Below are 24,279 nucleotides of genomic sequence, written 5' to 3'. Positions count from 1 at the left end.
GAAAGCCCCGTATAAAAACTGGGGCTTTTTTTCTTTTGCCCGGGGAGCGTATAATAAATGAGAACAGCCGTTCTAAGCAGTTGAGGTTAAGAAGGGACGCGAACCATGAGGAAGAAACAACTTGCCGAATTAATTCAGGAACTCCGGACCGATGAAAATATAGTGAACTGGCACGAGATCGAACCCCAGGAAGCGAAAACGAAAGCCATTCCCGGGAGCGTGGATGCCCGGATCAAGTCCGCTTTGGCAAAGCGGGGGATCACGGAACTGTACACCCATCAGCACACCGCTTATGAGACGGTGCACACCGGACAGAACATCGTGGCGGTAACGCCGACGGCTTCCGGCAAAACGCTCTGCTACAATCTGCCTGTGCTTCAGGCCATTGCGGATGACGATACGAGCCGCGCGCTGTATCTGTTTCCGACGAAAGCTCTGGCGCAGGATCAAAAGAGCGAGTTGAACGAAATTATCGGTGAGATGGGCATCGATATCAAAAGCTACACGTACGACGGGGATACTTCGCCGGCTATACGGCAGATCGTACGAAAAGCGGGGCATATCGTCATTACGAATCCGGATATGCTTCATTCCGCCATTTTGCCGCATCATACCAAATGGGTCAGCCTTTTCGAGAATTTGAAATATATCGTCATCGACGAACTGCACACGTACCGGGGCGTATTCGGCAGTCATGTCGCGAACGTTATCCGGCGCCTGAAACGGATCTGCAAGTTTTACGGCAGCGATCCGGTGTTTATCTGTACCTCCGCCACCATTGCCAACCCGAAAGAGCTGGCGGAGCAGCTCACCGGCTCTCCGATGAGGCTCATTGACGATAACGGCGCGCCCAGAGGGCGGAAGCATTTCGTGTTTTACAACCCGCCCGTTGTGAACAAGCCTCTTAATATCCGCAGAAGCGCCGCAGCGGAAGTGAATAATTTGGCCAAGCAATTTCTGAAAAATAAAATTCAGACGATCGTTTTCGCGAGAAGCCGGGTGAGGGTGGAAATTATTCTGAGCCGAATCCAGGAGCTGGTAAAAAACGAGCTTGGGACCAAATCCATCCGGGGGTACCGGGGCGGTTATCTGCCGAAACAGAGGCGCGAAATCGAGAGAGGCTTGCGGGCCGGGGAGATTTTAGGCGTTGTCAGCACCAACGCGCTGGAGCTTGGCGTAGACATCGGACAGCTGCAGGTTTGCATTATGACCGGCTATCCGGGAAGCATCGCGAGCACTTGGCAGCAGGCGGGACGCGCCGGACGCCGGCATGGAGAGGCGCTAATCGTGATGGTAGCCAGCTCTACCCCTATCGATCAATATGTAGTCCAGAATCCGGACTATTTTTTCGACAGGACGCCGGAAGCTGCCCGGATCAATCCGGAAAATTTAATTATTTTGGTCGATCATCTGAAATGTGCGGCTTACGAGCTGCCGTTCAAAGAAACGGAAGAATTCGGCCCCCTAGAAGTTGCCGAGATTATGGAATTTTTAGTGGAAGAACGCGTTTTGCATCATAACGGGGATACGTTCTATTGGGCCAGTCAGTCGTTTCCGGCTAATGAAATCAGCCTGCGCTCGGCTTCTCAGGAGAACGTCGTCATCGTCGACCAATCCGACGTGGCGAACGTGCGGATCATCGGGGAGATGGACCGGTTCAGCGCCATGACGCTTCTGCACGACGAGGCCATTTATTTGCACGAAGGCGTGCAATATCAGGTCGAGAAGCTGGATTGGGAGCACAAAAAAGCTTACGTGCGCGAAGTCGATGTGGAGTACTATACCGATGCGAATCTGGCTATCCAGCTTAAAGTATTGGAAATCGACAAAACGTCGGACCGGGACCGTTCTTCCCTGAACTTCGGGGATGTCACGATTAATGCCATTCCGACTATTTTTAAGAAAATCAAACTCACGACCGGAGAAAATATCGGGTCGGGACCCATCCACCTGCCGGAAGAAGAACTGCATACAAGCGCCGCATGGGTAGAGCTGAAAGAACCGAATTTGGAGGTAGGCACGAAAGCTCTGGAACAAATTTTATGGGGCATCGCAAACGTGATGAAGCACATTGTGCCTGTTTTGGTGATGTGCGACCGGAACGACGTTCATGTCATTTCTCAAATTAAAGCGAACCACACCGGACTGCCGACGATTTTTCTCTACGATCATTATCCCGGTGGTATCGGCCTTGCCGAAGAAGTCTATACGCGTTTCGACGAAGTCAGAAAAGCCGCGAAAAATCTCATTCAGAAATGTCCGTGCGAAGACGGCTGCCCGTCATGTATCGGGTCCGAGATTGAAGGAATCCATGCGAAGCGAACGAGCCTACAGTTGTTGGATCAGTTTTAATCTCCGCGCATCTTCCAGCGGTAAACTTATGAAATAAACGGAGGTGTCCGTATGGTCGCGTTAGAACCGATGTTACCCGAGCAGTTTAATGAATGGCTGCAGCTTTCCGTAAAAGAATACGCCGAAAGTAAAACAAAATCCGGCAACGTGGCGGCTGAGAAAGCGCGGGAGGATTCGGCCCGTGAATTTAAAGAGCTGTTACCGGACGGATTAAACACGGCGGACAGTTATATTTTTAATGCGACGGATGAGGAAAGCAATCATATCGTCGGCACGCTGTGGATCAAAATCCGAAGTGAACAGCGGGAAGTATTTATTTACGGGATTCGCATGAGTGAAGATTTTCGCGGGAAAGGGTTTGGCAAGCAAACGCTGCAGGCTCTGGAAGCTTTTATAAAAGAGAGGGGCTTTCCTCTAATAATTTCCCTGCACGTCTTCGGAGACAATGAAATCGCCCTGAACCTCTATAGATCGGTCGGTTTCGAAGCGACCAATATTCGTATGTCCAAGGTTATCAGCGGATGAACGTTAAATACCCGTTACCCGAAAATGCCCATGTAAGGATGGATGCCCATCATGTACCGGTACCGAAACAGAAAGACTGAACATTACATTAAAAAGCCTGCATCTGCCAAAGAGGCTGTGGCGATTGAAACTTGCGAGACCGGAGGTTCACAAGAGATCTGTGAACCCAGCGAGGCGTGCGGCCTTGGCGGGGCAGCGCCGGGAGCGGCCCGATGAGCGGGCTGCGCGACCGGCTTGCCCGGCATCTGAAGCCGGGCAAGACCGCAGCTGCGCCGGAGGCGGGAGCGGAACAGCGGCAGGCTGAGCTGACGCCGGAACAGGCACAGCATGGACCGGCGGAAGGCGGCGGCCCGGCCGTATGTCCGCTGAGCGAGTCCGCCGCCGGCGCGGTGGCCGGCCCGGCCCGCGAGCCCGCAGCTGCGCCCGTCGCCGCCGGCAATGCGCCGGCAGAGGGCAGTGCGCCGGCAGAAGGGGCCCACGGCTATGCCGGGCACGCCTCCGGCGGCTCTCCGGCGGACGCGCGGTCCGGCAGCGGGCAGGCGGTCGAGCCTGCGGCTTCCGCAGCTCCCGCAGCACCGGCCCCGGCGCATCCGGAGGCCGCAGCGTGGGCGAAGCTGGACGCGGAGCTGTACGAGTTCCCGGGAGGGTCCTTCGTACGGCGCGTACGCACCTACCCGATGGATGCCTACCATGGCCGGTATCGACTTGACGCGCTCCATGAGCATGTCCGGGAGTTTGGAGCGTTCCACCCCGAAGCGGAGCCGGTCCATGCGGAAGGCCTCCTGTTCTTCGATACGGAGACGACCGGTCTCGGAGTCGGGGCGGGCAATGTCGCCTTTCTCGTAGGCATCGGCTATTACGAAACCGGCCGTTTTGTCGTCGAGCAGCTTTTTATCCGGCATCCTGCCGAAGAACGTGCGATGCTGGCTTATCTGGAAGAGAAAATGAATCGGTTCACCCATGTTGTCTCTTACAACGGGAGGACCTTTGACTGGCCGATTTTGCAGAACCGGTTTATTCTGAACCGGATGCGGCCGGACATCGACCGTCTGCTTCATCTGGATCTGCTACATCCTTCCCGCAGCCTGTGGAAGCATTCCATGCCGTCCGTACGGCTGGGCAAGGTAGAAGAAGCGCAGCTCGGGTATGCACGGGAAGACGACGTTTCCGGGGCGTTCGCTCCCGAGTTGTATGTCCTGTATCTGGCCGAAGGCAAGACGGACGTACTGCGGGGCGTCTTCGTCCATAACGAGCGTGATATAGTGTCGCTTGCGGCATTGTCCGCTCTGATTACACGGTATTTGGCCGATGAAGAGCCTCTGGAACCGAAATCGCCCGGAGATCTGTTCCGTCTGGGCCAGTGGCTGCTGAAAATGAACCGGCTCCCATCCGCCGAGAAGATATTGGAGCTGGGGTTTTCCAGACTGCAAGAGCAGGGGGAAGAGGGGCGTACGGTCAGCGGCGATCTGCTTCTCCGTTACGCGGCCTACTATAAAAAAGCCGGCGTCCGCGATAGAGCCGTCGAATTGTGGAACCGGCTGATTCGTCAGGCGGGACCTGCGGCTGCGGCGCCGGTGGAAGCCTACATCGAGCTCGCGATGCACTATGAGCACGGATGCAAAGATTATGCGCTCGCTTTGGAGTTGTCGCGCGAAGCGCTGGACGTCCTGCGCCAAAGACGCAGGCTTTTGCGGCGCAGCGAGAAGGCGGCCGACGAAGAGCGGCGGATCGCGCACCGGATCGAACGGCTGCAGCGCAAGCTCCGGGATTGCGGCAAGTCCGTTTCGGAGAAAAAAGCGTCCGTTAAAGCCGCTATTCCGTCCAGGCCGCCCAAGCCCCCCGGTCAAGCCAGGTCCGCCAAGCCGTCCGGCAAACCCCGGCCCGCTTATGCGGCCGATAGTTTGTTCGACGTGGCCCGGAACCCCGGCTGAACCGGCGGGCAGTGTCGCTGTTTGCCGTCCCAATTACCGAGGAATACAATTCCGCGGTCCGATTTTTCTAAACGCCATGCCCATTTATGAGCATGACGTTTTCTTTTTTTCACTAAATAAAAAAGGAGAATGTCTACCAATGAGTCATCGATCCGGTGCGGGAGGCTACGTTTTTGTTGAGTTTGCTGGCCCCCGGAGAAAGCCAGGAGCAGGCCGTCCCATTCCGTTTGCCCGAGGGTCCCGAGCCGGGAACGTTGTTTACGAATACTGCCGGGCTGCGGACCGATCAGACCGCACTCGCCGTATCGGTTTTGGGCGTCGGTAGCCTCCATTCTGATCACCGAAAACGAAGAATAATGCCTGGCGCGGAGCGTTTTTTGCGGTCCGCGCTGTTTTGCGGGCAGTCTGAGAAAGCCATGACGTTTAAAGGGGGGAGAGCGCGGACATACCAGTAAGAAGCCGGAGAAAGGATGTGGCCTTATGCCCGAATGGCCGGAAATGGAACATTATCGGCAGGAATTGAACAAAAGGATTCAAAACCGCACGATCAGCGGTATCACCGTAAATAGACCGAAATCGTTGAACGTGCCGGAAGAAGAGTTTCGCGCGGCCGTCCTGGGAGCGGTCGTGGAGCGCGTGGACCGGAGGGCAAAGCAGCTCGTTTTCGTGCTGAGTGGAGAACACTATATGCTCCTTCACCTTATGCTGGGTGGAATGATGGTTCTCGGAACGGAAGCGGACAAGCCGGAGCGGACGACGCAGATCGAGCTTCACTTCGGGGAGACGGTCCTGTATTTTATCGGGCTGAGGCTCGGCTATCTGCACCTTTACGGCAAGCGAGGACTGGAGGCGGAGCTGGCTTCCCTGGGACCGGAGCCGTTTGACGCGGATCTGACCGCCGGGCGGTTTGCAGACATGCTGAAAACCGGCAAGGGCAATCTGAAAACGAGCCTGACCGATCAGCACTGGCTGGCCGGAGTCGGCAACTGCTATTCCGACGAAATTTGCTTTGCCGCGGGTCTCCTGCCTTCAAGGCGTCCGGCTGCTTTGGAGGAGCACGAGGCCGCTCGTTTGTACACGTCCATGCGCAGTGTCCTTACCGAAGCGCTCCGGGCAGGCGGCTACATGGAAATGCCTCTCTACGATGGGGACGAGCGGACGGGCGGCTTCAACGAGCTGTGCCGTGTCTACGACCGGGGCGGCGAACCGTGCGTAAGATGCGGGAACCCGATTGTGTTCCGGACGCTGTCTTCGCGTAAATGCTTCTTTTGCGGCAGCTGCCAGACATGATAAGCGGAGGGGTAGAGAAGAATCATGGTGCGCGAAAAGAAAAAAGATCTTCACATCGGAGCGCATATCAGCACCCGGAAAGGGTTTTACGGGGCCGCAGTGACCGCTTCCGCAATCGGAGCCGGAGCTTTTCAATTTTTTCCGAAAAATCCCCGCAGCTTGATTCTGAAAACAAACGTAGACTGGAGCGACGCCCGGCGGTGCGCGGAATATTCCCGGGAGAACGGCCTTCTTTCCATCGGGCATGCCCCATATCCGCTTAACCCGGCTGCCGAAGGCGGCCAGCAGGACGTGATGGTGGAAGCGATGCTCAATGCGCTGGAGATCGTGGACGCGTGCGGTTCCGTAGGTCTGGTCGTGCATTTCGGGAAGTTTTCCGGAAAAGATCCGTTACAAGGCTATAAAAATATAATACAATGTACGAATAAGACGCTGAGCCGGTGGCGGGGCAGCGCGCTTCTCCTGCTTGAAAACCAGGCCGGCAGCGGTTCCCAGATGGGCACGACCATGGAGGAGCTGGCCCGGATCAGAGAGCTTTCGGAATATCCGGACAAAATCGGTTTCTGCCTGGATACTTGTCACGCGTTTGCGGCAGGTCTTTGGCACGGGGACGATTGGGACGAGGTGGAGAAAAGAGGCGGCGAGCTTGGGTATTTCGACCATTTGAAGGCTGTGCACCTTAACGATTCCCTCTATCCCCACGGCTCCGGCAAGGACCGTCACGCCAATATCGGCGACGGGTACATCGGCCTGGAAGGATTCAAATCCTTACTGGCTTCGGATGTCGTGCGGGGGATTCCGCTTGTGCTCGAAACGGGCAGCGGCCCGGACGGTACGCACAGGAAAGAGATTGCGCTGGTCAAGCAGACAGCCGGGGCGGCGGGAAAGGAATCCTGATGAAGATTCACGTTTTTTTGGACGATCAGCGCAGATGTCCGGCCGGTTTTACTCTTGCGCGAAATGTGGAGGAATGCCGGCTTCTTTTGCAGGATTGCGAGGTGGACATCCTGTCGCTTGATTACGATCTGGGCTGGGACGAATCCGGGTGGGATATCGTGGCCTGGATGATCGGGACCGGCACTTTTCCGGCCCGCATTTACTTGCACACGTCCAGCCTGGAAGGCCGGAACCGGATGTACCAAGCGTTGTACGCTTCTGTTCCTTCGACGACCTCTCTTCATCCGGGACCTCCGCCTGCCGGTTTATTGGCCGAGCTTGCCGGGGGCTGACTCATTTATACGTTTTTTAGAGAAGAGAGGAGTCTTCGACATGATTCATTTGAACGATATTCATTTTATACGCGAAGAACGGCATATCCTGCAGGATGTATCTTTTCATGCGGAAAAAGGCGAGCACTGGGTTCTGCTGGGCAAGAACGGGTCCGGCAAAACGACGCTCCTTGAGCTTATGAACGGCTACCAGTTCCCTTCCAGGGGCAAGGTCGAGGTGCTGGGCAACCGGTACGGACAAGTAGACGTGCGCGAAGTCCGCAAGCGGATCGGCTATATTTCCCAGTCCCTGTTTGAGAAAATGAATCTGGCGGACACGGTGTGGGAAGCGGTGGCGACCGGCGAGTACGCCTATCTGCGCTTTTACCAGGAAATCCCTGAAGATGTGAAAAAGAAAGCGATCGGTATGCTGGAAAGAATCGGACTGCCGCATGTCGCGATGCAGTCGATCGGAACGCTTTCGCAGGGCGAGCGCAAAAAAGTGATGCTGGCCCGTTCCATGATGCAGAAACCGGAGCTTCTGATTATGGACGAGCCCTGCTCGGGGCTGGACCTTTACGAACGCGAAAAGCTGCTGGCGGCGATCCGCGAATTCAGCGATCAGGATATGACGGTGCTTTACGTCACGCATCATATCGAAGAAATCATCCCGATGTTTACGCATGTGGCGCTTATCGAACAGGGACGGATCATTGCGGCCGGACCCAAGGAAGAAGTGCTGACGCCGGAACATCTCTACCAAGCTTTTCAGGTTCCGCTCGAAGTGGAGTGGTTCCGCAATAGACCATGGATAAAGGTGCTGTAAGGAATGACAGAACATGATTCGACTACAAACACGGCCCGCCTGATCGGCACGGCCAACCGCGGGTTTGCCCAGCATGCCCAGGAGGAAGTGCGGCGGCTTATACCCGGCGTGAAATTCCGGACGCTCGTTCCGACGGAAACGTTTCTGGCGGAGGCGCCCGGAAGCTGGGAGGAAATCTCGGAGGCCATCCGGGCGCAGGAGCCGATTTTTCTCCGGCATATGCAGCCTGTCCAGGGGGGGCGCGTTTTGTCCGGAACGGACGAGGATATTTTGGCCGCCGCGGAACTTGCGTCCGAGCTCGGCGGTTTGCACGCCGGCAGCAGCTCTGCGGTCCAGGTAAGAATCGCGGACGGGACGGAAGTGCCTTACGGCGCCTCCGATGTCCGCGCGGCTTGCGAGATCGCCATGAGCGAGGCTACGGGAGCCGAGACGCTGGTGCGTCATGCGGACAAGATCCTTTCGGTCTATGTCGGGCATCAGGCGATTTATGCCGGGGTCTCCGCACCGGAAGAGAACTTGTCCGACTGGAGCGGCGGCGCCATCCGCTTTCAGCGCGAAGAGAACCAAGTCTCCCGCGCGAAATTCAAGCTGCTTGAGGCGGAACGCAAGTTTCATCTGCATTTTGCGGATTTCCGCAAAGCGGTCGATGTAGGCGCGGCTCCCGGCGGCTGGACTTCGCTCCTGCTGGAGCGCGGGCTTCACGTGACTGCGATCGACCCGGCCAAAATGCATCCGAGCCTCATTAAGCACCCGCGCCTCACGTATCACGGCAAGAACGCGGCGGACGTGAAGCTGCGCGAGGGCGAGTTCGACCTGCTCGTCTGCGACATGAGCTGGAGCCCGCGGCAGATGAGCCGGCTAATCCTTGATCTCCTGCCTGCGCTTCAAAGCGGGGGGACGGCGGTCATCACGGCGAAACTGATGCACAAAAAACCCTTTCAGACGGTGAAAGAGCTGAAGCAGGATTTTGAAGGCCACCTGGAACTGCGGCAGGCGAAGCAATTGTTTCACAACCGCGAAGAGCTTACGCTTTATTTTGTCAAAAAATAAGCCCGCCGGAGTCATTCGGTGTTCATTATTCGTATGATCCATGTAAAAAGAGTCGTTAGGCAGCTCCAGACCAGATAAGGCAGGAGCAGCCAGGCGGCTTCTTTCGATAGCGGCGCTGTCAGGACAAGCAGCCACCAGCCCGTAAGAGCGGCGATCATGCTGTCCGCCAAAGCCAGCCCGAAGCTTTTCGCTTTGAAAAGAAAAAAGCCATAAGCCTGGCCGGCTAAATAATGGAGGATCACAACGAAAATCCAGGCGATCCCCACATTTTGAAATCCGCCCGTTTTTACGTAGACGAGCGCGACGGACGCGGCCATGCAGGCGTGCATAAATCCCCTAGCGCTTATGATCAGCTGCCCGGAAGGAGCCCATGCCGGCTTTTTGACGGAAGAATACCACCGCATATCGGCAGGAAACAGAGCGGCGGACAAGAGAAAGAGTCCGTACGTGACAACGGCAGCCAGCATAAATGGGTAGAACAAAAAGGCACCCCCTTCCGGATTGTTTGTCCATTAGTATAGGTATATGGGAATGCGGGACGGGTATGCCTGTAAAATACGAAAAATAATCGTTGACCATATGGGTAAATATGGTATAATTAGCGTTAATTAAACAACCGGATGCACAAAAGCGGAAGCACCGCTGATGTGGAAGAACACGTTTCTTCCTGTCAGTGGTGCTTTTTTGTGTTCATTTCCGGTACTAAGCGAGGTGAACGATGACACGGCAAACCAAATGGCGTATCGCGCTTGCCGCAGGCGTGTCCGGCGCGGTACTTATACTTGGCGGGATTGTACAGTGGACTGGCTGGTAAGGAGGCTGAAAGATGAAAAGGCTGTTGATTTTGATCGGGCTCGACAAGGAATTCGCGTCCGCAATGGAACGGTTTATCCGGGAAGGGGAGTACTGTGAGCGGCTGAATATCCGGTCGTTTACCCATTGCGAACACGCCGGAACGTTTGTGAACGATAACAGAGGTGAGTCCCCGGTGATCCTTCATGGGGAAACGATTGCGGATGAAGAAGTCATCCGTTGGTTTGGCGAAGGACATAACGGCCTTGTTTACCGGTTGTCGGAAACCCCGGAATGCACGGATTTGCCGGCTGGAAACCGGATATACCGGTATCAGCCGTTTCGAACGATGCTCAGAGATTTGCTGCTGCGCGCGGCCGAACAAACCGGCGTTCCCGGACCTGGGAGGGCCGGATTCCGAAGCGGCCGTACGAGCATTCTCACTGTGTATTCGGCTTTCGGCGGAAGCGGCAAAAGCGTTCTTGCGCTGAATATGGCGACGCAGCTCGCCGCACAGGGACGGAAGGTTCTGTATGTGTCTCTGGAAGCGGTGAGTTCTTCCGCACTGCTGATGAAGGACGGCCCGCCGGATTCCTTGTCGCGGCTTCTTTATGCGTGGAGGAAATCCCCGGACCGGACGGCGGACTATGCGGATCTGCTTCAGTGCCGTCATCCCGCCTACGGCTTCGATTATTTGGCTCCTCTGCCGAACATCCGGGAAGCGGACGAGCTGCAGGCGGAGGACGTGAGCGGGTTGGTCGGGCGCATAGCCGACAGCGGAATTTGTGACGTCCTGCTGCTCGATCTGGACAGTGCCGTCCAGCCGAGGACCTTAGGTGCCCTGCGGGCGAGCGATATCGTCTTGTGGCTGGTTACGCAAGACGCGCACGCTTTGTACAAAACCCGGAAAGTCCTGGAGGCCATGAAGTCTATGTTGTCTATGGAGTCCTGTGCAAACAAGAGCTTGTTTGTTGTGAACAAATATACGGGAGGGGATTTGGGCTTGGCGAAGGAGTATGACGTTGCGGTATTCGAAACGCTTCCTTATATTCCTGCCTGGAAGACCGTTTCGGACCCCGCCGACTGGCTCGGCGAGCCTGTTTTTGCCGCGCAAGTCGGCCATATGCTGCGCAGGTTTTCCGAGGGGGCTGAGGCGTTGTGAATGAAGAATGGGTCCGTACGTTCAAGGAAGCCGTCAACGCCCGTCTGGATCCGACCCAGTCCACTTCGGACGGAGAATTGATGGAATTGATCGAGGAGGTGGTGCTACGGGAAACAGGAGACGGCAGACTTACGGCAGGAGAAAAGTGGGAGATGGTGCAGCGGATTTTCCACTCCTATCGGGGCCTTGATATTTTACAGCCCTTAATCGACGATGCGTCCGTAACGGAAATTATGATCAACAGCCACCGGGATATTTTTATCGAGCGTGACGGGCGGGTCAGTCGAAACGAAGCCCGGTTCGAAAGCCGGGAGAAACTGGAGGACATTATCCAGGCCATCGTCGCCAAAGTGAACCGGACCGTGAATGAAATGTCGCCGATCGTAGACGCCAGACTGCAGGACGGCTCCCGTGTCAATGTGGTGCTCCCCCCTGTGGCGCTTCAAGGTCCGACGATGACGATCCGTAAGTTTCCGGCACAGCCGCTGACCATGAGCGATCTGATTGCCGTAGGAGCGTTGACTAGGCAGGCAGCGGAGCTGCTCGGCGTTTTTGTGAAGGCGAAATACAATATTTTTATCGGAGGCGGCACCGGTTCCGGCAAGACGACTTTTCTTAACGCTCTGTCCCAGGGAATCCCCGTGGACGAGAGGATTATCACGATTGAGGATTCGGCCGAGCTGCAAATCCGCACGGTTCCTAATCTGGTGAGCTTGGAGACGCGTAACGCGAATACCGAAGGCAAGGGCGGAATCGGGATTCGGGACTTGATCCGTTCCTCGCTCAGGATGCGGCCGAACCGGATTATCGTCGGGGAAGTCCGCGGAGCGGAGGCGCTGGATATGCTGGCGGCCATGAATACGGGACATGACGGTTCGTTTTCCACGGGTCATAGTAACTCAACCGCCGACATGCTGAGTCGTCTGGAGATGATGGTGCTCAGCGCGGCGGACCTTCCGGTGGAGGTAGTCCGGAAGCAAATCTCGTCGGCCATAGATCTCATGATTCATTTGTCCCGGATGCGGGACGGTTCCCGGAAGGTTGTTGAGATCAGCGAGCTGGCCGGAATAGCAAATGGCGAAATTTTTTTGAACCCGTTGTTCCGGTTTGAAGACCAAGGTGAGGATGAGAACGGCAAAGTGAAAGGGGAATTGTTCTATACGGGGAATTCGCTCGTTCACGGCTGGAAATGCCGCATGGCGGGAGTGGAACTTCCGGGCTGGATCACCCGAGAGAAGGAGGCGGCGTCATGATGCTTCCGGTTGCGGCCTGTCTGGCCGGGTTGGTTCTCTGGCTAGTTTTATTGACGCAGGATAAAAGAAAGCGGCGAAAATGGGCGAAGGGAGGCGATAATGGCGGGGAAAAGGGATATGCACGGCAGCTCGGGAATGAGATCCGACTTCCTGAAAGGAAAACGGAGGCACGCCCTGCTCCCGCAGGTCTTACGGATTACGGCAGCTACCGGATGACGGGCCGCGAAAAGCTGTTGACGTCCGGATTATCCGGACTCGGTTTTGCGGGGATCGCGTTCATTTTTTACAAAGAGCCTCTGCTTGCTATACTCTGCGCGCTGCTCGGCCTTCTGGTTCCCCGTTTCCGCAAAGTGCGGCTGATAACCGGGCGGAAAGCAAAATTGATCCTTCAGTTCAAGCAGGCACTTTACTGCATGTCCACGTCACTTACAGCCGGAAGGTCCGTAGAAAATTCAATTCGCGAAGCATGGAAAGATCTTCAACTGCTCTATCCGGATCCGAACTGTCTGATTATCCGGGAATTCGAAATCATCGTAAGGCGGCTGGACAACGGGGAGCCGATTGAACATGCCGTTGCGGATTTTGCGGTGCGGGCGCAGTGCGACGATATTACGAATTTTTCCGATGTATTTACGACCTGCAAGAGAACGGGCGGCAATCTGGTGGAGGTCATCCGCCGAACTGCCGGCATTATCGGAGATAAGCTGGACATTGAGCAGGACATTTCGGTTATGGTGGCCCAGAAAAAACTGGAATCGCGAGTTCTCCTTGCCGCTCCCGTTTGTATGGTCGCAGTACTCAGTTTCAGCTCCCCCGACTATATGGCGCCGCTGTACAGCGGAGCGGGACCGCTCATTATGACGGGAGGGCTGCTTGCTCTGGGAGGCTGCTTGTGGCTGACGGGCAAGATTATGGACATAAAGGTGTGACGACATGCTTGTACTGCTGTGTTTAAGTATGGGTTCTTTTTTAGCGCTGCTGCTCTTGTACGCCCTGGGTTCCAGACGTTTTAAGGATGTGAGGACGGACTATCCTTGTACGCTGCATATGAAAAAACTGGCTCCCGCAGGTCTGTATGCGGTTGAACGGTTCAAAACCATGGAGCGTTTCCCGGATGCGGGCGTCCGGATTATGCAGCGAATCCGTTCGCTTTACGGCCATAAGGATACGCTGGTCATGGCCAAGCTTGTGATGGGGGACATGCTCCTGACCGCACTGATTGTCCTGGTGTTGACCGGTCTGCTGGGAATTGCGGGAGGCGGAGACCCTGCGGTAGCTCTACTGGGTGTATTGGGCGCCGGTTTGACTCCTTGGCTCATGCTGAGACAGCTCGATCAGCAAATCAGGCTGCGAAAACGCCGGATTGTTCTGGAGCTCCCGGAAGTGCTGAGTAAGATGATTTTGCTCATTAATGCCGGTGAAACCGTCCAGAAAGCGCTTATCCGCAGTGTGGATACATCGCGGGTGGGGGCATCTCCGCTTCATGCCGAGTTTGGGCAAGCGGTGCTTGAGCTGGAAATGAATGTTTCGCTTCCCAAAGTGCTCGAAGATTTGAGCAAACGGTGCGCCATGCAGGAGATGGCACTGTTCACAACGACAATTTTGCTGAACTACCGGAGGGGAGGAGAAGATTTTCTGGTCGCTCTGCGTTCGCTCGCGAAGGAATTATGGGACCGCCGCAAGGCGGAGTCCCGCAAGTTGGGCGAGGAAGCTTCCTCGAAGCTGGTATTCCCGATGGTTGCTATCTTTCTCGTTGTCATGATTATCGTTGCTTCGCCGGCCGTCCTGTCCATAAACGGATGACGGTAAACCCGATCCACACTTTTTGGGAGGTCATAAACCATGAAAAACCGATTACAGACGTCCATGATCCGTTTCTGGAACGACGAAGAAGGGCTGGGCACGCTTGAAATTTTGCTCATCGTCGCCGTACTCATAGCCGTAGCTGTTATTTTCCGGAAGTGGATTATTAAATGGTTCAATGAACTGATTGGTAAAGCGGACACGGAATTTAACAATTCCAAAAGCGATGATGCCATTAAAACGCCGTAGGTGGAAGCTCACGGAATTACGGATATATGGGGCCCGGATTCGCTTATTCCGTTCCCAAGCCGGTAATTTTGCCTTGGAAGGAACTTTGCTGTTTCCGGTAGTGATCTTAATTACTTTAACGCTTATCATTTTCGGCATGTTTGTATACAATCGGGTCGCCTTGCAGCAGCAAGCCGGCGTAGCCTCCGAACGAGCCGCGTTTTCGTGGAACAACAGCCGCAAAGATCCTGCGACAGGAGCTTTTACACCGGGAGCCGGTGACGGGCTGTACTGGCGTTTAACGCAGGACGGCATCCTCGGCATTTTCGGCTATAGCGGAAAATCCTCGGTTGTCCATGTTCCGGACACATCTGTTGGAAGCGGTCCTGCGGGTAAACTGTCGCGTGCGGCCGCTCTTCTTCCGCCGGGGGTTCATGGCTCAATGTCTTACGTGAATCATATCTGGGAACGGAAAGTTTCGGCCGAGCTGGAAAAGCCTTTCCGCACGCGTTCCTTTCTGCCGGGGAACGTCATACGCGATCAAGTGACGGGGCAAGGCGCTTCCCACGTAGTGGACCCCGTTGAACTTATCCGGACTGTTGACCTGACACGCAGCTACATCCCGGCGATAAAGAACCGCATAACCGCCTCAAAAGCCAGAGAAGTGCTGACAGAGCACGCAGCCGAAGCTATCCCTCCGACAAACGCTATCACGAGCGAAGCGCAGGCAAGTGCTTATATCCGGAAACTGGTCAGTGGACGGAAAACGGAGCTGATTACCCCTGAGGGAGATAAAAGAACGATTGACGCAATAGATGCTGGCGGTACGGCACATCTTGCTTTCTACACGTTCAATGAGAAGAACCTTAAGGAACAAATGCGTAAAGACATTCTTCTGAAAAAGGAGGGGACACAGGTTAAAGGGATCGTGTGGCACTTTTTCAAAACCAAGTCGGGAAAGGCGCCTTCACAAGCCATTCAGCGGGAGCTGGCTCAAAACGGCATCTCCGTCATTTTGCATGAATAAAACAAGGGCGGCTTAGGCTGCCCGGAAAGGAGTATGTTTTGAGAAGCTTCTATAACTCCGAGACGGGTGCCGTTTCCATTTATTTGATCATTATTCTCGTCCCTATCTTTTTTCTGCAAGCGGTTCTGATCGATTTCGCACGAGTAAAGGCGGCTGAAAGAGAAGCGGATACGGCAGCAAGGGCCGCGGTCCGTTCCGTTCTTTCCGCTTTTGATACGGAGCTTCAAAAATACGGACTGTTCGGACTTACCGGAGAACCGGAAAGCTCGGAATCCCTTTTTAGCATGATATACAAAGAAAATCTTTCCGGCAGTTCAAGCGGTGGTTTTTATAAATTGTTGGATACAAAGCCGGAAGAGGGGCACGCATCACTGACCTCGCTATACACGCTTGCCAATCATACGGTGTTTAAAGAACAAATCCTTGAACATATGAAATACACGGCGCCGATCGAATTCGTGCTGGAGATAACGGATAAGCTTCAAAAACCCGGTGCGGTCAAAACGCTGGCAAACGGATCTGCATACGCCAAAGATGCGGAGAAAATCGAAAAACTGCTTGTCAAGCGAGAAGAACTGCTCGATCGGGCATGGATGGAAACGGTCAAACTGAAGGAAGAGCTGAATGGCCGGCACCATACCTATCGGGCACGAATAACCGAACTGAATCGTCTTTCGGAGCTGATCGGCTTAAACACCGCGGACGGGGTAAGGTCGCAAATCAAAACCTTGGAAGAACAAATCCGTTCGCTCTCGGACTCCATTTCAAGCTTGAACGGCTCCCTTGCAGCTGCCGCCGCAGCAGGACCGGAAGCGGCCGCGGCCATTCAAGGGATGATGGACAACATGCGTTCGCTTCAGGACCAGCTGACCGAACTGCAGCGCAGGCTTTCGGATCTGAAGACGCTGCTTGATAATATTGTGAAATACACCGGGCTTTTGGCGGCAACCAAACTTGAAATCGTCAGTGACGATGAAAAAGTACAAAACCTGCAAAAATCCGTTCAAGAGCTGCTCGGAGAAGCGAAGAAAGCAAACGATGAGTTAAACACGGAGCTGAAACGCGTATCATCCGCTGCGGGCAATGAACTAAAAGTTTTCGAAGCGTTCAAAAGCTTGAAAATTCTTAGCGAAGACGATTTTCGTACTTATCAGACGGGAATCGCTTCAAGCGCGGCAATGTTCAGCGGTTTTCGCAGCGGCATCGGAAGCATCAATCTTTTCACGAATGCCAACGCTCAAAAGATACACGCCGCAAACGATGCCTATCAGGCCCAAATGGACGAAATCTATCAAAAACAACTTGTCATTGAAACAGAGCGAAACAAGCGGAACGAAACGATCCGTAAAGAAAAAGAAAAGCAGCGCTCGAAAATACAGGCGGCGTTGGACCGGGCCAGACAGGCGATGGGAGACTGCGGCACGGATCAGACGGCAGGTTCGGTTTCGGCTTTCTATGAGACTTTGGAGGGGAAGGACGGATTATACGGAAAATATATGACGCTAAACGAGAGTCCTTCGAATGCCGGCGGCAGCCCGGTGTATGATCTGGAGGGCAAACCCGACACGGAAATTCAGCATGCCATGAGTTTACTTGAACGGCTTGGCCAAACGGGGGAAAGTATTCGCAATGAGCTGTTCGTAAACGAGTATGCCTTGTCTTTGTTTAACTATAGAACGTACGGGAGGGAAGTGGACGGGTCGGGGCAGCCAAAGCCGCTTCACGCGATGTCCGAGCCGTCGGGCCATAAGCTTCCCGGCCAAGAAGTCGAGTATTTACTGTATGGATTCAATTCCTGTGCCAAAAATAGGTCATCGGCTTATGGTGAAATGTTCGCTTTCCGTTTTGCAGTCCGGATGGTGGAAGAATTGATGGACCCGAAAAACGAACTGCTTCAGGCAGGTTCTCCGCTGCTGGTACTGCTGGTCAGTGCTGCCGAGGCAGCCGTCAAAGCACTGGCGGACATGGACAGCTTAACGGATGGAAAAGCAGTTCCGATATCAAGCAAACTAACGAATCCTTTGTTTACTTTCACTTATAAAGACTATTTGAGGATATTTCTTCTCCTGCACAGCTCTGACACGAATCTGTTGGCGCGTCTTCAATCCTTGATCGAACTGAATACAGAGCGGACGTTGGACCACGCTGTAACGTACATACAGGGTTCCGCCGAATCCTCCGTATCCTTATGGTTTTTGCCCGGTGTAATGAAGCTGATGAACGGGACGGGCATTTCTTCCTGCGAAGTAAGGGAAAACCGGTGCCGCTTTATCAGTCGGGCGGATTTGGCCTATTAGATATAAACACGCGAACCGAACAGGACGGGAGCGATGCGTAATGCGCATGTTTAGAAAAAGTGAGCAAGGGGGAATGGTGCTGGAAGCGGCGCTTATTCTGCCGATGTTCGTCGGTTTTATCGTCGCCCTTATCGTATGCATCCAGATAGCGGTGGCGGATATGGCGCTGCGGTCTGTGGTAAGCGAGTCCACGAAGGTTTTGGCCGCGGGGCTTTATCCGGCAGAGGTGCTGTACAAACAAGGTAAAGAATCTTTCGATCAGACAGCTCTGGCGTCAGGAGGGCAGCAGGTAATGGATACTCTTCAAAACTTAAGAGAACAAGCCGCGCAAGCGGGAGAATTTATCGATTCGGTTGAAGCCTATCTCCCGGATCCGGTAATCGGACTTCTGTCATGGGTTCGCCAAACGGGCGAAAGCGGTGTGGATGGGGCAAAGGAATCGGCAAGTTCGGCACTGCGTGATGCCATGAAGCCGATAGTGTACAGTTTTGCGGACAAACGGATTTTGAAGAAGGAGCGATTCCGCATCAGCGGGGTGACATTACCCAGTTTAACTAGCCGGGAACGGGCTTATCTGGGATTCGAAGTTACCTATGATTTTCCCCTTGCCGTTCCTTTCTTCAACCGGACGCTTGTTTTGAAAAAGAAAGCGCTGGAGCGGGTCTGGCTGGGCGCGTAAAAGGAGACATCACTATGGAGGAGCTGCTGCTTTCTCTTCTCATTCTGGCCGCGTTTATAACCGATGTACGAAAATCGATTATTCCGAACGTCTTGACTGCCGCAGGCGCCGGTATCGGAATGATGTACCATCTTCTTATAGATGGCTGGAGCGGACTTGTTTTCTCTGTTGCGGGATTCATGACCGGTTTTATTGCGCTTTTTATTTTGTATGCGGCAGGGGCGCTCGGTGCGGGGGACGTTAAGCTGTTCGGGGCGATTGGAGCTTTAACGGGCGGGGTCTATGTTTTTACGTGCGCGCTTTATTCTTTATTGTTCGCGGGAGCGATCGGCTTGTGCTTGCTTCTTGCGAGAAAAGAAGGAGTAAAACGGCTCGGGCGCTTATTCGGGGGATTGGCCCTAGGTTTGTTTCTGAAAGATTTGTCGTTCTGGAAAAGCTTGAAACAAAGTGATCAACTGCGTTTTCCTTTTATGTATGCGGTACTGCCGGGGGTTCTGGCTGCTTACTGGTACGGAAGCCTTGCTTTTTGACAGAAGCCCGCCAGAGATGTGAAAGGATGAAGTTATGGAAATATTCGGATTGCAGGCAAGCGTACGGTTGTCGCAAGGCAGATGGCTAGAAGTGGGTTTGGAAGAAGGGCTGAACATTGAACACCTAGCGCCCTTGCAGCTAAAGATGCTTAAAGAAAACCCTATTCCGCGGGTACTGTCTTTGAAGGTGGAAGAGATCGATAGTCATGTCAGGCTGATCTATAACCTCGCCTCCAGACGGTCTCTGGCAGCTATCCTTAAAGAGCGGAGTCCAGATCCCGCCGGATGTCTTCAACTGCTGCACGAAGCGGCGGCTTGTGTAAGCGATAGCGGCAATTTTATGCTGAATGAGGCTCAGTTTGTAGTGGATAAAAATTACATATATATCGAAAGGGGCTGGGCAGACGTCTCGCTGCTGTGCCTTCCTATAAAGGAAATTCCGGCTGCATCTGCATCCGTCATGTGGAGCGCGCTTGTTCGAGACTTGGGCAGACGTCTCCAAGCGGAAGAGCGTGGAAGTCTCGAGAGACTTGCCAAGTACTGCGAGCGTGAAAGCTTCTCCGTTCGAGAATTCAAAAGGCAAATTTATCTGGAAATAAGCGAAAATAGGCTAAGTATTGAGGAGGACATCGGGAAAGGAGGCATGGAGTCGGACCCGATTGTTCAAGCTTCAAACATTCCGAACTCAGAAATGCAGGGTTCAGCAGAGTTCAGTGAGCGGAGCGGTTATGCGGTTTCCGTTTTGAAGAAGCTGGGGCAAGATATTCATGAAACGGACCCGCTGCATTTTCAGAGAGAAAGTAATGATGTTGGTGACGGACTTTTGCGAAGAGAGAGCGCACATGTGCCCCAAGGCGGGACTAGATCGCCTCATAGGCTTGTGGGCGAAAGCCGTTCAGATCCCAATCCGCGCGGTGCTGCAGAAAAGTTTATCCGAAGACGTCAGCAAATTGCTGCGGATGACTCCGGCGTGCAGGCGGCCGGGCAATCGCCGCAGCTCCACGACACGCCGCACGCAGTGCCGCAGCCCTACGCAGCGCCACGGCCACCGCAGCCGCCGCAAGCCGCGCCCGCCGGAGCGGCTACCTCCGCAGGACCGCTTCGCGGGTCCCGCGGCAAAATCCTCGCGCTGGTAGGCGCATTCCCGATCATCGCGATGATCTGGAACGCTTATTTCAGCGCGCCTGGGCCCCCGCTGCTGTACATCAGCAGCGGAGCGACGCTGCTGGTGCTGGATGCCGCTTACGTACTGCTGGCAATCGGCCTTCCGGGCCGGCGTAACAGCCAGTTGAAAGAAGCGGCCCCCTCCGGCAGCAGCCCGTATCCGCCTGCGGCGGCACAGGAGCCGGAGTCGCTCGAGCGGTACTACGCCGGACTGGGCGCACGTACGACGCTCCTGGCTCCGCCGCTATCTGCGGTGAACAACGCGGATGAAACCGTCTTCCTCGGTGCCGCGTCAGCCCCGCCGCATGCGAAGTTCCGCCATCCCGTGCTCGAAGTAATGCGGGAAGGGCGGAAGGAAACGATTCTGCTCGACGCGGATTCTTTTATTATCGGGCGAGGTGGAGGAGATGCCGACTATATCGAAGATGTACTCGGAATCTCGCGGATACACGCGCAATTTTTACGGACACCGGAAGGTTATGCGGTCAAAGATCTCGGTTCGCGAAACGGTACGTTTCTGAACGACGGAATGCTCGTTCCTTATCAAATGGTCGCTTTGAAAGACGGGGATGTGGTGCGGATCATTCACACCGAATTTAGCTTCCGATTCGGCTGACCAGTTCCTGTCGTGGAACGAAAATGGTATAATGGACGGGTTGTTGAAGAAACGGGAAAGAGGAGAATGTCCAATGATTACACATGTCGTGTTTTTCAAGCTTAAAGACCGCAGCCCGGAGTCCGTCGAACAAGCAAGAGCCAAGCTGCAGAACATGGAAGGCAAAATTTCCGAACTGCTGCATATCGAAGTGGGCGCGGATGTGATCCATTCCGAACGTTCTTACGACCTGGTTTTGATCACAAAGTTTAACTCGCTTGAAGATCTCAAAGCTTATAATGTGCACCCCGTCCACCAGGATGTGCTCGCCTATATGGGCGAAGCCAAAGACGGCGTCGCTCCTTGCGTAGACTTTGAAAGCTAATTTTATCGAAAAAAATCAACTAACACCCGTAAGAACTTGCCTTTATTCGCGGCAGGTTCTTTTTATGGTGGAGCTGGCGGCAAAACACATGATGTGAAAGTCATAGCTAACATCATTTCTAGGTGAGCGAATTCCTATGTTCCGACGTCATTCAACGCCGCAGGCCCCTTTCCGAATAGCGAAATGCCACTGTAACCCCATCCGAAATAACGCGGCCGCATAAAGCTTTCCTTCTGAATCCCCTTATCTTAATGTTGCCGAAGGATTAACCGATACCGTACTTCAATAACTTGTCCAGCTTAGTTTCCCCCAGGTCTTCTGTATTATGACTACTTGCTCCTGCCTGGGGCATCAGGCTCCTAGCCGGCTGTTTTTCCGCAAAAAAAAGCGGCCGGTTCCAGTTTCAGGAACGGGCCGCTGCTTTTCATAGCTGCATTAGATTGGATTGTAGGATCAAAATTATATCCATAAATTGTATATTCGCATTCGTACACTTACAAAATGAAAATCGGATTAGTTCGCGATAAACTCTTGAACCCATTCGCCGTTATAGTAAGCGACTCCGATTTTGGTAAAGTTCGGGCTCAAAATGTTTTCCCGGTGACCCTGGCTGTTCATCCACGAGTTCATTACTTCCTGCGGAGTGCGCTGTCCTTTGGCGATGTTTTCGCCTGCATACGTATAAGAGATGCCATAAGATTTCATCATATCAAATGGAGATCCGTACGTCGGAGAGTTGTGGTCGAAATAGTTATTTGTATACATATCCTTCGCTTTGTCCAAAGCCATCGCGGCAAGCGCGCTGTCGGAAGCAAGCGGTTTTAATCCCGCTTTGGAACGTTCTTGGTTCACCAGCGTTACGACCTGATCCGCGAATTCCGATTGGGAAGAAGCAGGTTTTTCAGTTGGTTTCGGTGCCGGAGTCGCGACAGGTGCGGACGGCTTGGTTGTCGGTTTCGGCGTGCTTACGGGTGCCTGAGTTTCCGGAACGGGCGTGCTCGGTTTTACCGGTGGTGCGGAAGGTTTCTGGGCTTCCGGTTTCTTTTCAGGTGCGGTTGGCGCAGCCGGTGCCTCGGCAGCCGGTTTTTCCGCAGCGGGAGGTGCGGCCGGTACGACGATCTGCATGCCTTTCCAAATGAAATTCGTATTATTGAGCTGCGGATTGGATGTAAGAAGAGAGGCGAGATCAATGCCGTATTTGTTCGAAAGGGTCGCGAGCGTGTTCCCGCCGGAAACGTTGCATGGCTCGGCGGATGCGGATGCGGCGCCTGCTCCGAAAACGGACGTAAGGGCAAAAACACCAACGAGAGTTGCTTTTTTAATAGATTTCAAGTTAAAATCTCTCCTTTTATCGGCCTGCGAGGTTAGCTGACGGATTCGGGTCAAAGAGCAATCACCCGGCCATGAACATCATGGCTTCACCCCAAATATGGGTTCCCCCGTGCTTCCGCAGAAGCTTCGGCCTTATTTTTTTGCTTTCTGTCTGAGAAGAGGAGCGGGCATGTCGCGCGGCTCTGCACTCTCACTCGGAAGAAGCCTTTTAATCCTAGCATGCGATTTGCTAGATTTCACGGGACAAAGTTTTCCAACCGCGGCCGGATTGTTTTTCTCGAAACGGGTTTATCGTTTGAAAACAACGGGGAAACAGTGTAGTATCACCAGTAAGAGACCGCTTTTGCAGGCACGCCGATTTGGCGTAAATTTCCGGTATTCACAATCGTTTTTACGGAAAGCTTGCAAGATTGTAAAATAAGTGAGAGTCTCAAACGGAACTTCACCGGTTAACTTTACCTGCACCGGCAAAACCGTCCGGACGGATAGAACCCGGCGGATCTGCGCTGCGACAATTAGGGTTGATGGATAGAGGAATTTTCGGGGTATTAAGTAGAAGCAAGTCTTTACATAGCGCTCAGAAACGGAAACCGGCCGCCGGTCAGGCGGAGAGCTTTACCGTTAAACGGTTTCGTTAGCAGAGCGACACTACTCGTACCGGGATAGGAAAAGGAGAGGTTGAGTTATGGAGCAAGTAAATAGAACGTATCTGCTGGAAGTGCTGGACATGCTTTTGCAAACGCCAAGCCCGAGCGGTTACACCCACCACATTATGGATAAAGTAAAGGCGGAGGCCGAGAAGCTGGGCTATAAGCTGGAACTGACGAATAAAGGTTGCGGCATCATTACGATTCCGGGCAAACGGAGCGATTACACGATCGGGCTCTCGGCCCATGTGGATACGCTCGGGGCGATGGTGCGGTCCATCAAGGACAACGGGCGTCTGCGCCTTACGTCGGTAGGCGGTTTTATGATGGCGGCCATCGAAAACGAGTACTGCCGCGTTCATACTCGCCAGGGACTCAGCTATGAAGGCACTATTTTGACCACCAAGCCTTCTGTTCACGTTTTTCCGGATGCGAGAGACCATAAACGCGTCGAGGAGAACATGGAAGTTCGCCTGGACGAACTGGCTTTCAACAAGGAAGAGGTACAGAAGCTGGGAATCCGCGTCGGGGATTTCGTCTCTTTCGAGCCGCGTGTCCGCATGCTGGAGAACGGGTATGTCAAGTCCCGTCATCTGGACGATAAAGCGAGCGTGGCCGCACTGTTCGCCCTTCTGGATCTTCTGAAGAACGAGCTGATCGAACCGGCCTGCACCGTTAAAATCATTTTGACCACTTACGAGGAAGTCGGTCACGGGGCTTCTTACATCCCGGCCGACATTGACGAGCTTCTTGCCGTCGATATGGGAGCCATGGGGGACGATCTGACCTGCACCGAGCAGGACGTCTCCATCTGTGCAAAAGACTCCAGCGGTCCTTACGACTACGCGATGACCTCTCAGCTTATCCGCCTCGCGGAACATTCCGGGATCCGCCACGTGGTGGATGTGTACCCGCAGTATGGCTCGGACGCTTCCGCGGCGCTTCGCGGAGGGAGCAACATCCGTGCCGCGCTGATCGGTCCCGGCGTTCATGCCTCGCACGGCATGGAACGCACGCATGTGGACGCTATCGCGGGAACGGCCTCTCTGCTGCTGCAATATATTCTGCACCCGGCCGCGGCAGCGAGCGACCCCGGACAGCCGGAAAATCCGGTCAGCCCGGTTTAAATCCGATAGAAATCGATTATACATCCGGCTGGTCTCATCCGTACGCCCGACGGCGGGCATGAGGGCAGCCGGGTTC

General features: G+C 54.2%; 22 protein-coding genes and 1 riboswitch. Of the genes, 20 read left to right on the top strand and 2 right to left on the bottom strand.

Going from position 1 to position 24,279, the window contains the following annotated elements; genetic code table 11:
* The first annotated feature begins 105 nt into the window (after positions 1–105).
* The 8 genes from PCH01S_RS07360 to PCH01S_RS07320 all read left to right on the top strand — a co-directional run bounded on the left by PCH01S_RS07360 (position 106) and on the right by PCH01S_RS07320 (position 9,182).
* A complete protein-coding gene (locus PCH01S_RS07360; protein ID WP_042228088.1) occupies positions 106–2,352 on the top strand; it encodes a DEAD/DEAH box helicase in 2,247 nt (748 codons plus the stop codon).
* Positions 2,353–2,403: 51 nt separating this feature from the next.
* The gene (locus PCH01S_RS07355; RefSeq protein ID WP_042228086.1) at positions 2,404–2,877 is read left to right on the top strand and encodes a GNAT family N-acetyltransferase; all 474 of its coding nucleotides are present in this window, start codon (positions 2,404–2,406) and stop codon (positions 2,875–2,877) included.
* 212 nt (positions 2,878–3,089) lie between these two features.
* Positions 3,090–4,808, top strand: a complete 1,719-nt coding sequence (locus tag PCH01S_RS07350) for a ribonuclease H-like domain-containing protein (RefSeq protein WP_042228085.1) — start codon at positions 3,090–3,092, stop codon at positions 4,806–4,808.
* 480 nt (positions 4,809–5,288) lie between these two features.
* Complete coding sequence (locus tag PCH01S_RS07340) at positions 5,289–6,098, top strand: Fpg/Nei family DNA glycosylase (RefSeq protein WP_042228081.1); 810 nt, start codon at positions 5,289–5,291, stop codon at positions 6,096–6,098.
* A 24-nt stretch (positions 6,099–6,122) separates the two neighbouring features.
* On the top strand, positions 6,123–6,995 hold the full coding sequence (locus tag PCH01S_RS07335) for a deoxyribonuclease IV (protein WP_042228080.1): 873 nt from the start codon (positions 6,123–6,125) through the stop codon (positions 6,993–6,995).
* Complete coding sequence (locus tag PCH01S_RS07330) at positions 6,995–7,327, top strand: cyclic-phosphate processing receiver domain-containing protein (RefSeq protein ID WP_042228078.1); 333 nt, start codon at positions 6,995–6,997, stop codon at positions 7,325–7,327. The genes PCH01S_RS07335 and PCH01S_RS07330 overlap by 1 nt, the downstream gene beginning before the upstream one ends.
* Positions 7,328–7,367: 40 nt before the next feature.
* The gene (locus PCH01S_RS07325) at positions 7,368–8,132 is read left to right on the top strand and encodes an ABC transporter ATP-binding protein (protein ID WP_042228077.1); all 765 of its coding nucleotides are present in this window, start codon (positions 7,368–7,370) and stop codon (positions 8,130–8,132) included.
* A 3-nt stretch (positions 8,133–8,135) separates the two neighbouring features.
* Positions 8,136–9,182 carry an SAM-dependent methyltransferase gene (locus tag PCH01S_RS07320; protein ID WP_042228074.1) on the top strand — a complete coding sequence of 349 codons (1,047 nt, stop codon included), beginning with the start codon at positions 8,136–8,138 and terminating at the stop codon, positions 9,180–9,182.
* An 11-nt stretch (positions 9,183–9,193) separates the two neighbouring features.
* Here PCH01S_RS07320 and PCH01S_RS07315 read toward each other — a convergent pair whose 3' ends face one another.
* The gene (locus tag PCH01S_RS07315) at positions 9,194–9,664 is read right to left on the bottom strand and encodes a TspO/MBR family protein (protein ID WP_042228073.1); all 471 of its coding nucleotides are present in this window, start codon (positions 9,662–9,664) and stop codon (positions 9,194–9,196) included.
* Between the two features lie 344 nt (positions 9,665–10,008).
* Between PCH01S_RS07315 and PCH01S_RS07310 the strand changes: the two genes are divergently transcribed.
* The 11 genes from PCH01S_RS07310 to PCH01S_RS07260 all read left to right on the top strand — a co-directional run bounded on the left by PCH01S_RS07310 (position 10,009) and on the right by PCH01S_RS07260 (position 21,097).
* Positions 10,009–11,136, top strand: a complete 1,128-nt coding sequence (locus PCH01S_RS07310) for an AAA family ATPase (RefSeq protein WP_042228072.1) — start codon at positions 10,009–10,011, stop codon at positions 11,134–11,136.
* Positions 11,133–12,389 (top strand): CpaF family protein, encoded by a 1,257-nt coding sequence (locus PCH01S_RS07305; RefSeq protein WP_042228071.1) that lies wholly within the window; start codon positions 11,133–11,135, stop codon positions 12,387–12,389. The genes PCH01S_RS07310 and PCH01S_RS07305 overlap by 4 nt, the downstream gene beginning before the upstream one ends.
* Positions 12,386–13,318 carry a type II secretion system F family protein gene (locus tag PCH01S_RS07300; RefSeq protein WP_042228070.1) on the top strand — a complete coding sequence of 311 codons (933 nt, stop codon included), beginning with the start codon at positions 12,386–12,388 and terminating at the stop codon, positions 13,316–13,318. Before PCH01S_RS07305 ends, PCH01S_RS07300 begins: the two co-directional genes overlap by 4 nt.
* 4 nt (positions 13,319–13,322) lie before the next feature.
* Complete coding sequence (locus tag PCH01S_RS07295) at positions 13,323–14,192, top strand: type II secretion system F family protein (RefSeq protein ID WP_042228069.1); 870 nt, start codon at positions 13,323–13,325, stop codon at positions 14,190–14,192.
* Positions 14,193–14,231: 39 nt separating this feature from the next.
* Entirely contained in the window at positions 14,232–14,441 is a 210-nt protein-coding gene (locus tag PCH01S_RS07290; protein ID WP_042228068.1) for a Flp1 family type IVb pilin, read from the top strand.
* Positions 14,442–14,514: 73 nt separating this feature from the next.
* Complete coding sequence (locus tag PCH01S_RS07285; protein ID WP_241688858.1) at positions 14,515–15,447, top strand: hypothetical protein; 933 nt, start codon at positions 14,515–14,517, stop codon at positions 15,445–15,447.
* A 38-nt stretch (positions 15,448–15,485) separates the two neighbouring features.
* Positions 15,486–17,744, top strand: coding sequence for a hypothetical protein (locus tag PCH01S_RS07280; RefSeq protein WP_042228067.1), 2,259 nt, complete (start codon positions 15,486–15,488; stop codon positions 17,742–17,744).
* A gap of 40 nt (positions 17,745–17,784) precedes the next feature.
* Positions 17,785–18,423, top strand: a complete 639-nt coding sequence (locus tag PCH01S_RS07275; protein ID WP_042228065.1) for a hypothetical protein — start codon at positions 17,785–17,787, stop codon at positions 18,421–18,423.
* Positions 18,424–18,437: 14 nt separating this feature from the next.
* Positions 18,438–18,953: an A24 family peptidase gene (locus PCH01S_RS07270; RefSeq protein ID WP_042228064.1), complete on the top strand. Its 516-nt coding sequence runs from the start codon at positions 18,438–18,440 to the stop codon at positions 18,951–18,953.
* Positions 18,954–18,987: 34 nt separating this feature from the next.
* A complete protein-coding gene (locus PCH01S_RS07265; protein WP_042228063.1) occupies positions 18,988–20,733 on the top strand; it encodes a DUF6382 domain-containing protein in 1,746 nt (581 codons plus the stop codon).
* Positions 20,734–20,806: 73 nt separating this feature from the next.
* Positions 20,807–21,097, top strand: coding sequence for a Dabb family protein (locus PCH01S_RS07260; protein ID WP_042228061.1), 291 nt, complete (start codon positions 20,807–20,809; stop codon positions 21,095–21,097).
* A gap of 513 nt (positions 21,098–21,610) precedes the next feature.
* On the opposite strand, the gene PCH01S_RS07255 is transcribed toward PCH01S_RS07260, so the two are convergent.
* Positions 21,611–22,429 carry a CAP domain-containing protein gene (locus PCH01S_RS07255; RefSeq protein WP_042228059.1) on the bottom strand — a complete coding sequence of 273 codons (819 nt, stop codon included), beginning with the start codon at positions 22,427–22,429 and terminating at the stop codon, positions 21,611–21,613.
* 6 nt (positions 22,430–22,435) lie between these two features.
* Positions 22,436–22,571: riboswitch (cyclic di-AMP (ydaO/yuaA leader) on the bottom strand.
* A 543-nt stretch (positions 22,572–23,114) separates the two neighbouring features.
* Here PCH01S_RS07255 and PCH01S_RS07250 point away from each other — a divergent pair.
* Positions 23,115–24,203, top strand: coding sequence for a M42 family metallopeptidase (locus tag PCH01S_RS07250; protein ID WP_042228057.1), 1,089 nt, complete (start codon positions 23,115–23,117; stop codon positions 24,201–24,203).
* Positions 24,204–24,279: the final 76 nt, after the last annotated feature.

Origin of the sequence: Paenibacillus chitinolyticus NBRC 15660 (assembly GCF_000739915.1) — a bacterium.
GTDB classification, from domain to species: domain Bacteria; phylum Bacillota; class Bacilli; order Paenibacillales; family NBRC-103111; genus Paenibacillus_F; species Paenibacillus_F chitinolyticus.
This window is presented reverse-complemented; position numbering and strand designations above follow the sequence as displayed.

Coding starts and splice junctions, on each gene's coding strand:
- PCH01S_RS07335 (WP_042228080.1), top strand. CDS start 6,123: ATGGTGCGCGAAAAGAAAAAAGATCTTCACATCGGAGCGCATATCAGC.
- PCH01S_RS07290 (WP_042228068.1), top strand. CDS start 14,232: ATGAAAAACCGATTACAGACGTCCATGATCCGTTTCTGGAACGACGAA.
- PCH01S_RS07340 (WP_042228081.1), top strand. CDS start 5,289: ATGCCCGAATGGCCGGAAATGGAACATTATCGGCAGGAATTGAACAAA.
- PCH01S_RS07300 (WP_042228070.1), top strand. CDS start 12,386: ATGATGCTTCCGGTTGCGGCCTGTCTGGCCGGGTTGGTTCTCTGGCTA.
- PCH01S_RS07295 (WP_042228069.1), top strand. CDS start 13,323: ATGCTTGTACTGCTGTGTTTAAGTATGGGTTCTTTTTTAGCGCTGCTG.
- PCH01S_RS07325 (WP_042228077.1), top strand. CDS start 7,368: ATGATTCATTTGAACGATATTCATTTTATACGCGAAGAACGGCATATC.
- PCH01S_RS07270 (WP_042228064.1), top strand. CDS start 18,438: ATGGAGGAGCTGCTGCTTTCTCTTCTCATTCTGGCCGCGTTTATAACC.
- PCH01S_RS07360 (WP_042228088.1), top strand. CDS start 106: ATGAGGAAGAAACAACTTGCCGAATTAATTCAGGAACTCCGGACCGAT.
- PCH01S_RS07310 (WP_042228072.1), top strand. CDS start 10,009: ATGAAAAGGCTGTTGATTTTGATCGGGCTCGACAAGGAATTCGCGTCC.
- PCH01S_RS07350 (WP_042228085.1), top strand. CDS start 3,090: ATGAGCGGGCTGCGCGACCGGCTTGCCCGGCATCTGAAGCCGGGCAAG.
- PCH01S_RS07265 (WP_042228063.1), top strand. CDS start 18,988: ATGGAAATATTCGGATTGCAGGCAAGCGTACGGTTGTCGCAAGGCAGA.
- PCH01S_RS07275 (WP_042228065.1), top strand. CDS start 17,785: ATGCGCATGTTTAGAAAAAGTGAGCAAGGGGGAATGGTGCTGGAAGCG.
- PCH01S_RS07330 (WP_042228078.1), top strand. CDS start 6,995: ATGAAGATTCACGTTTTTTTGGACGATCAGCGCAGATGTCCGGCCGGT.
- PCH01S_RS07250 (WP_042228057.1), top strand. CDS start 23,115: ATGGAGCAAGTAAATAGAACGTATCTGCTGGAAGTGCTGGACATGCTT.
- PCH01S_RS07260 (WP_042228061.1), top strand. CDS start 20,807: ATGATTACACATGTCGTGTTTTTCAAGCTTAAAGACCGCAGCCCGGAG.
- PCH01S_RS07320 (WP_042228074.1), top strand. CDS start 8,136: ATGACAGAACATGATTCGACTACAAACACGGCCCGCCTGATCGGCACG.
- PCH01S_RS07355 (WP_042228086.1), top strand. CDS start 2,404: ATGGTCGCGTTAGAACCGATGTTACCCGAGCAGTTTAATGAATGGCTG.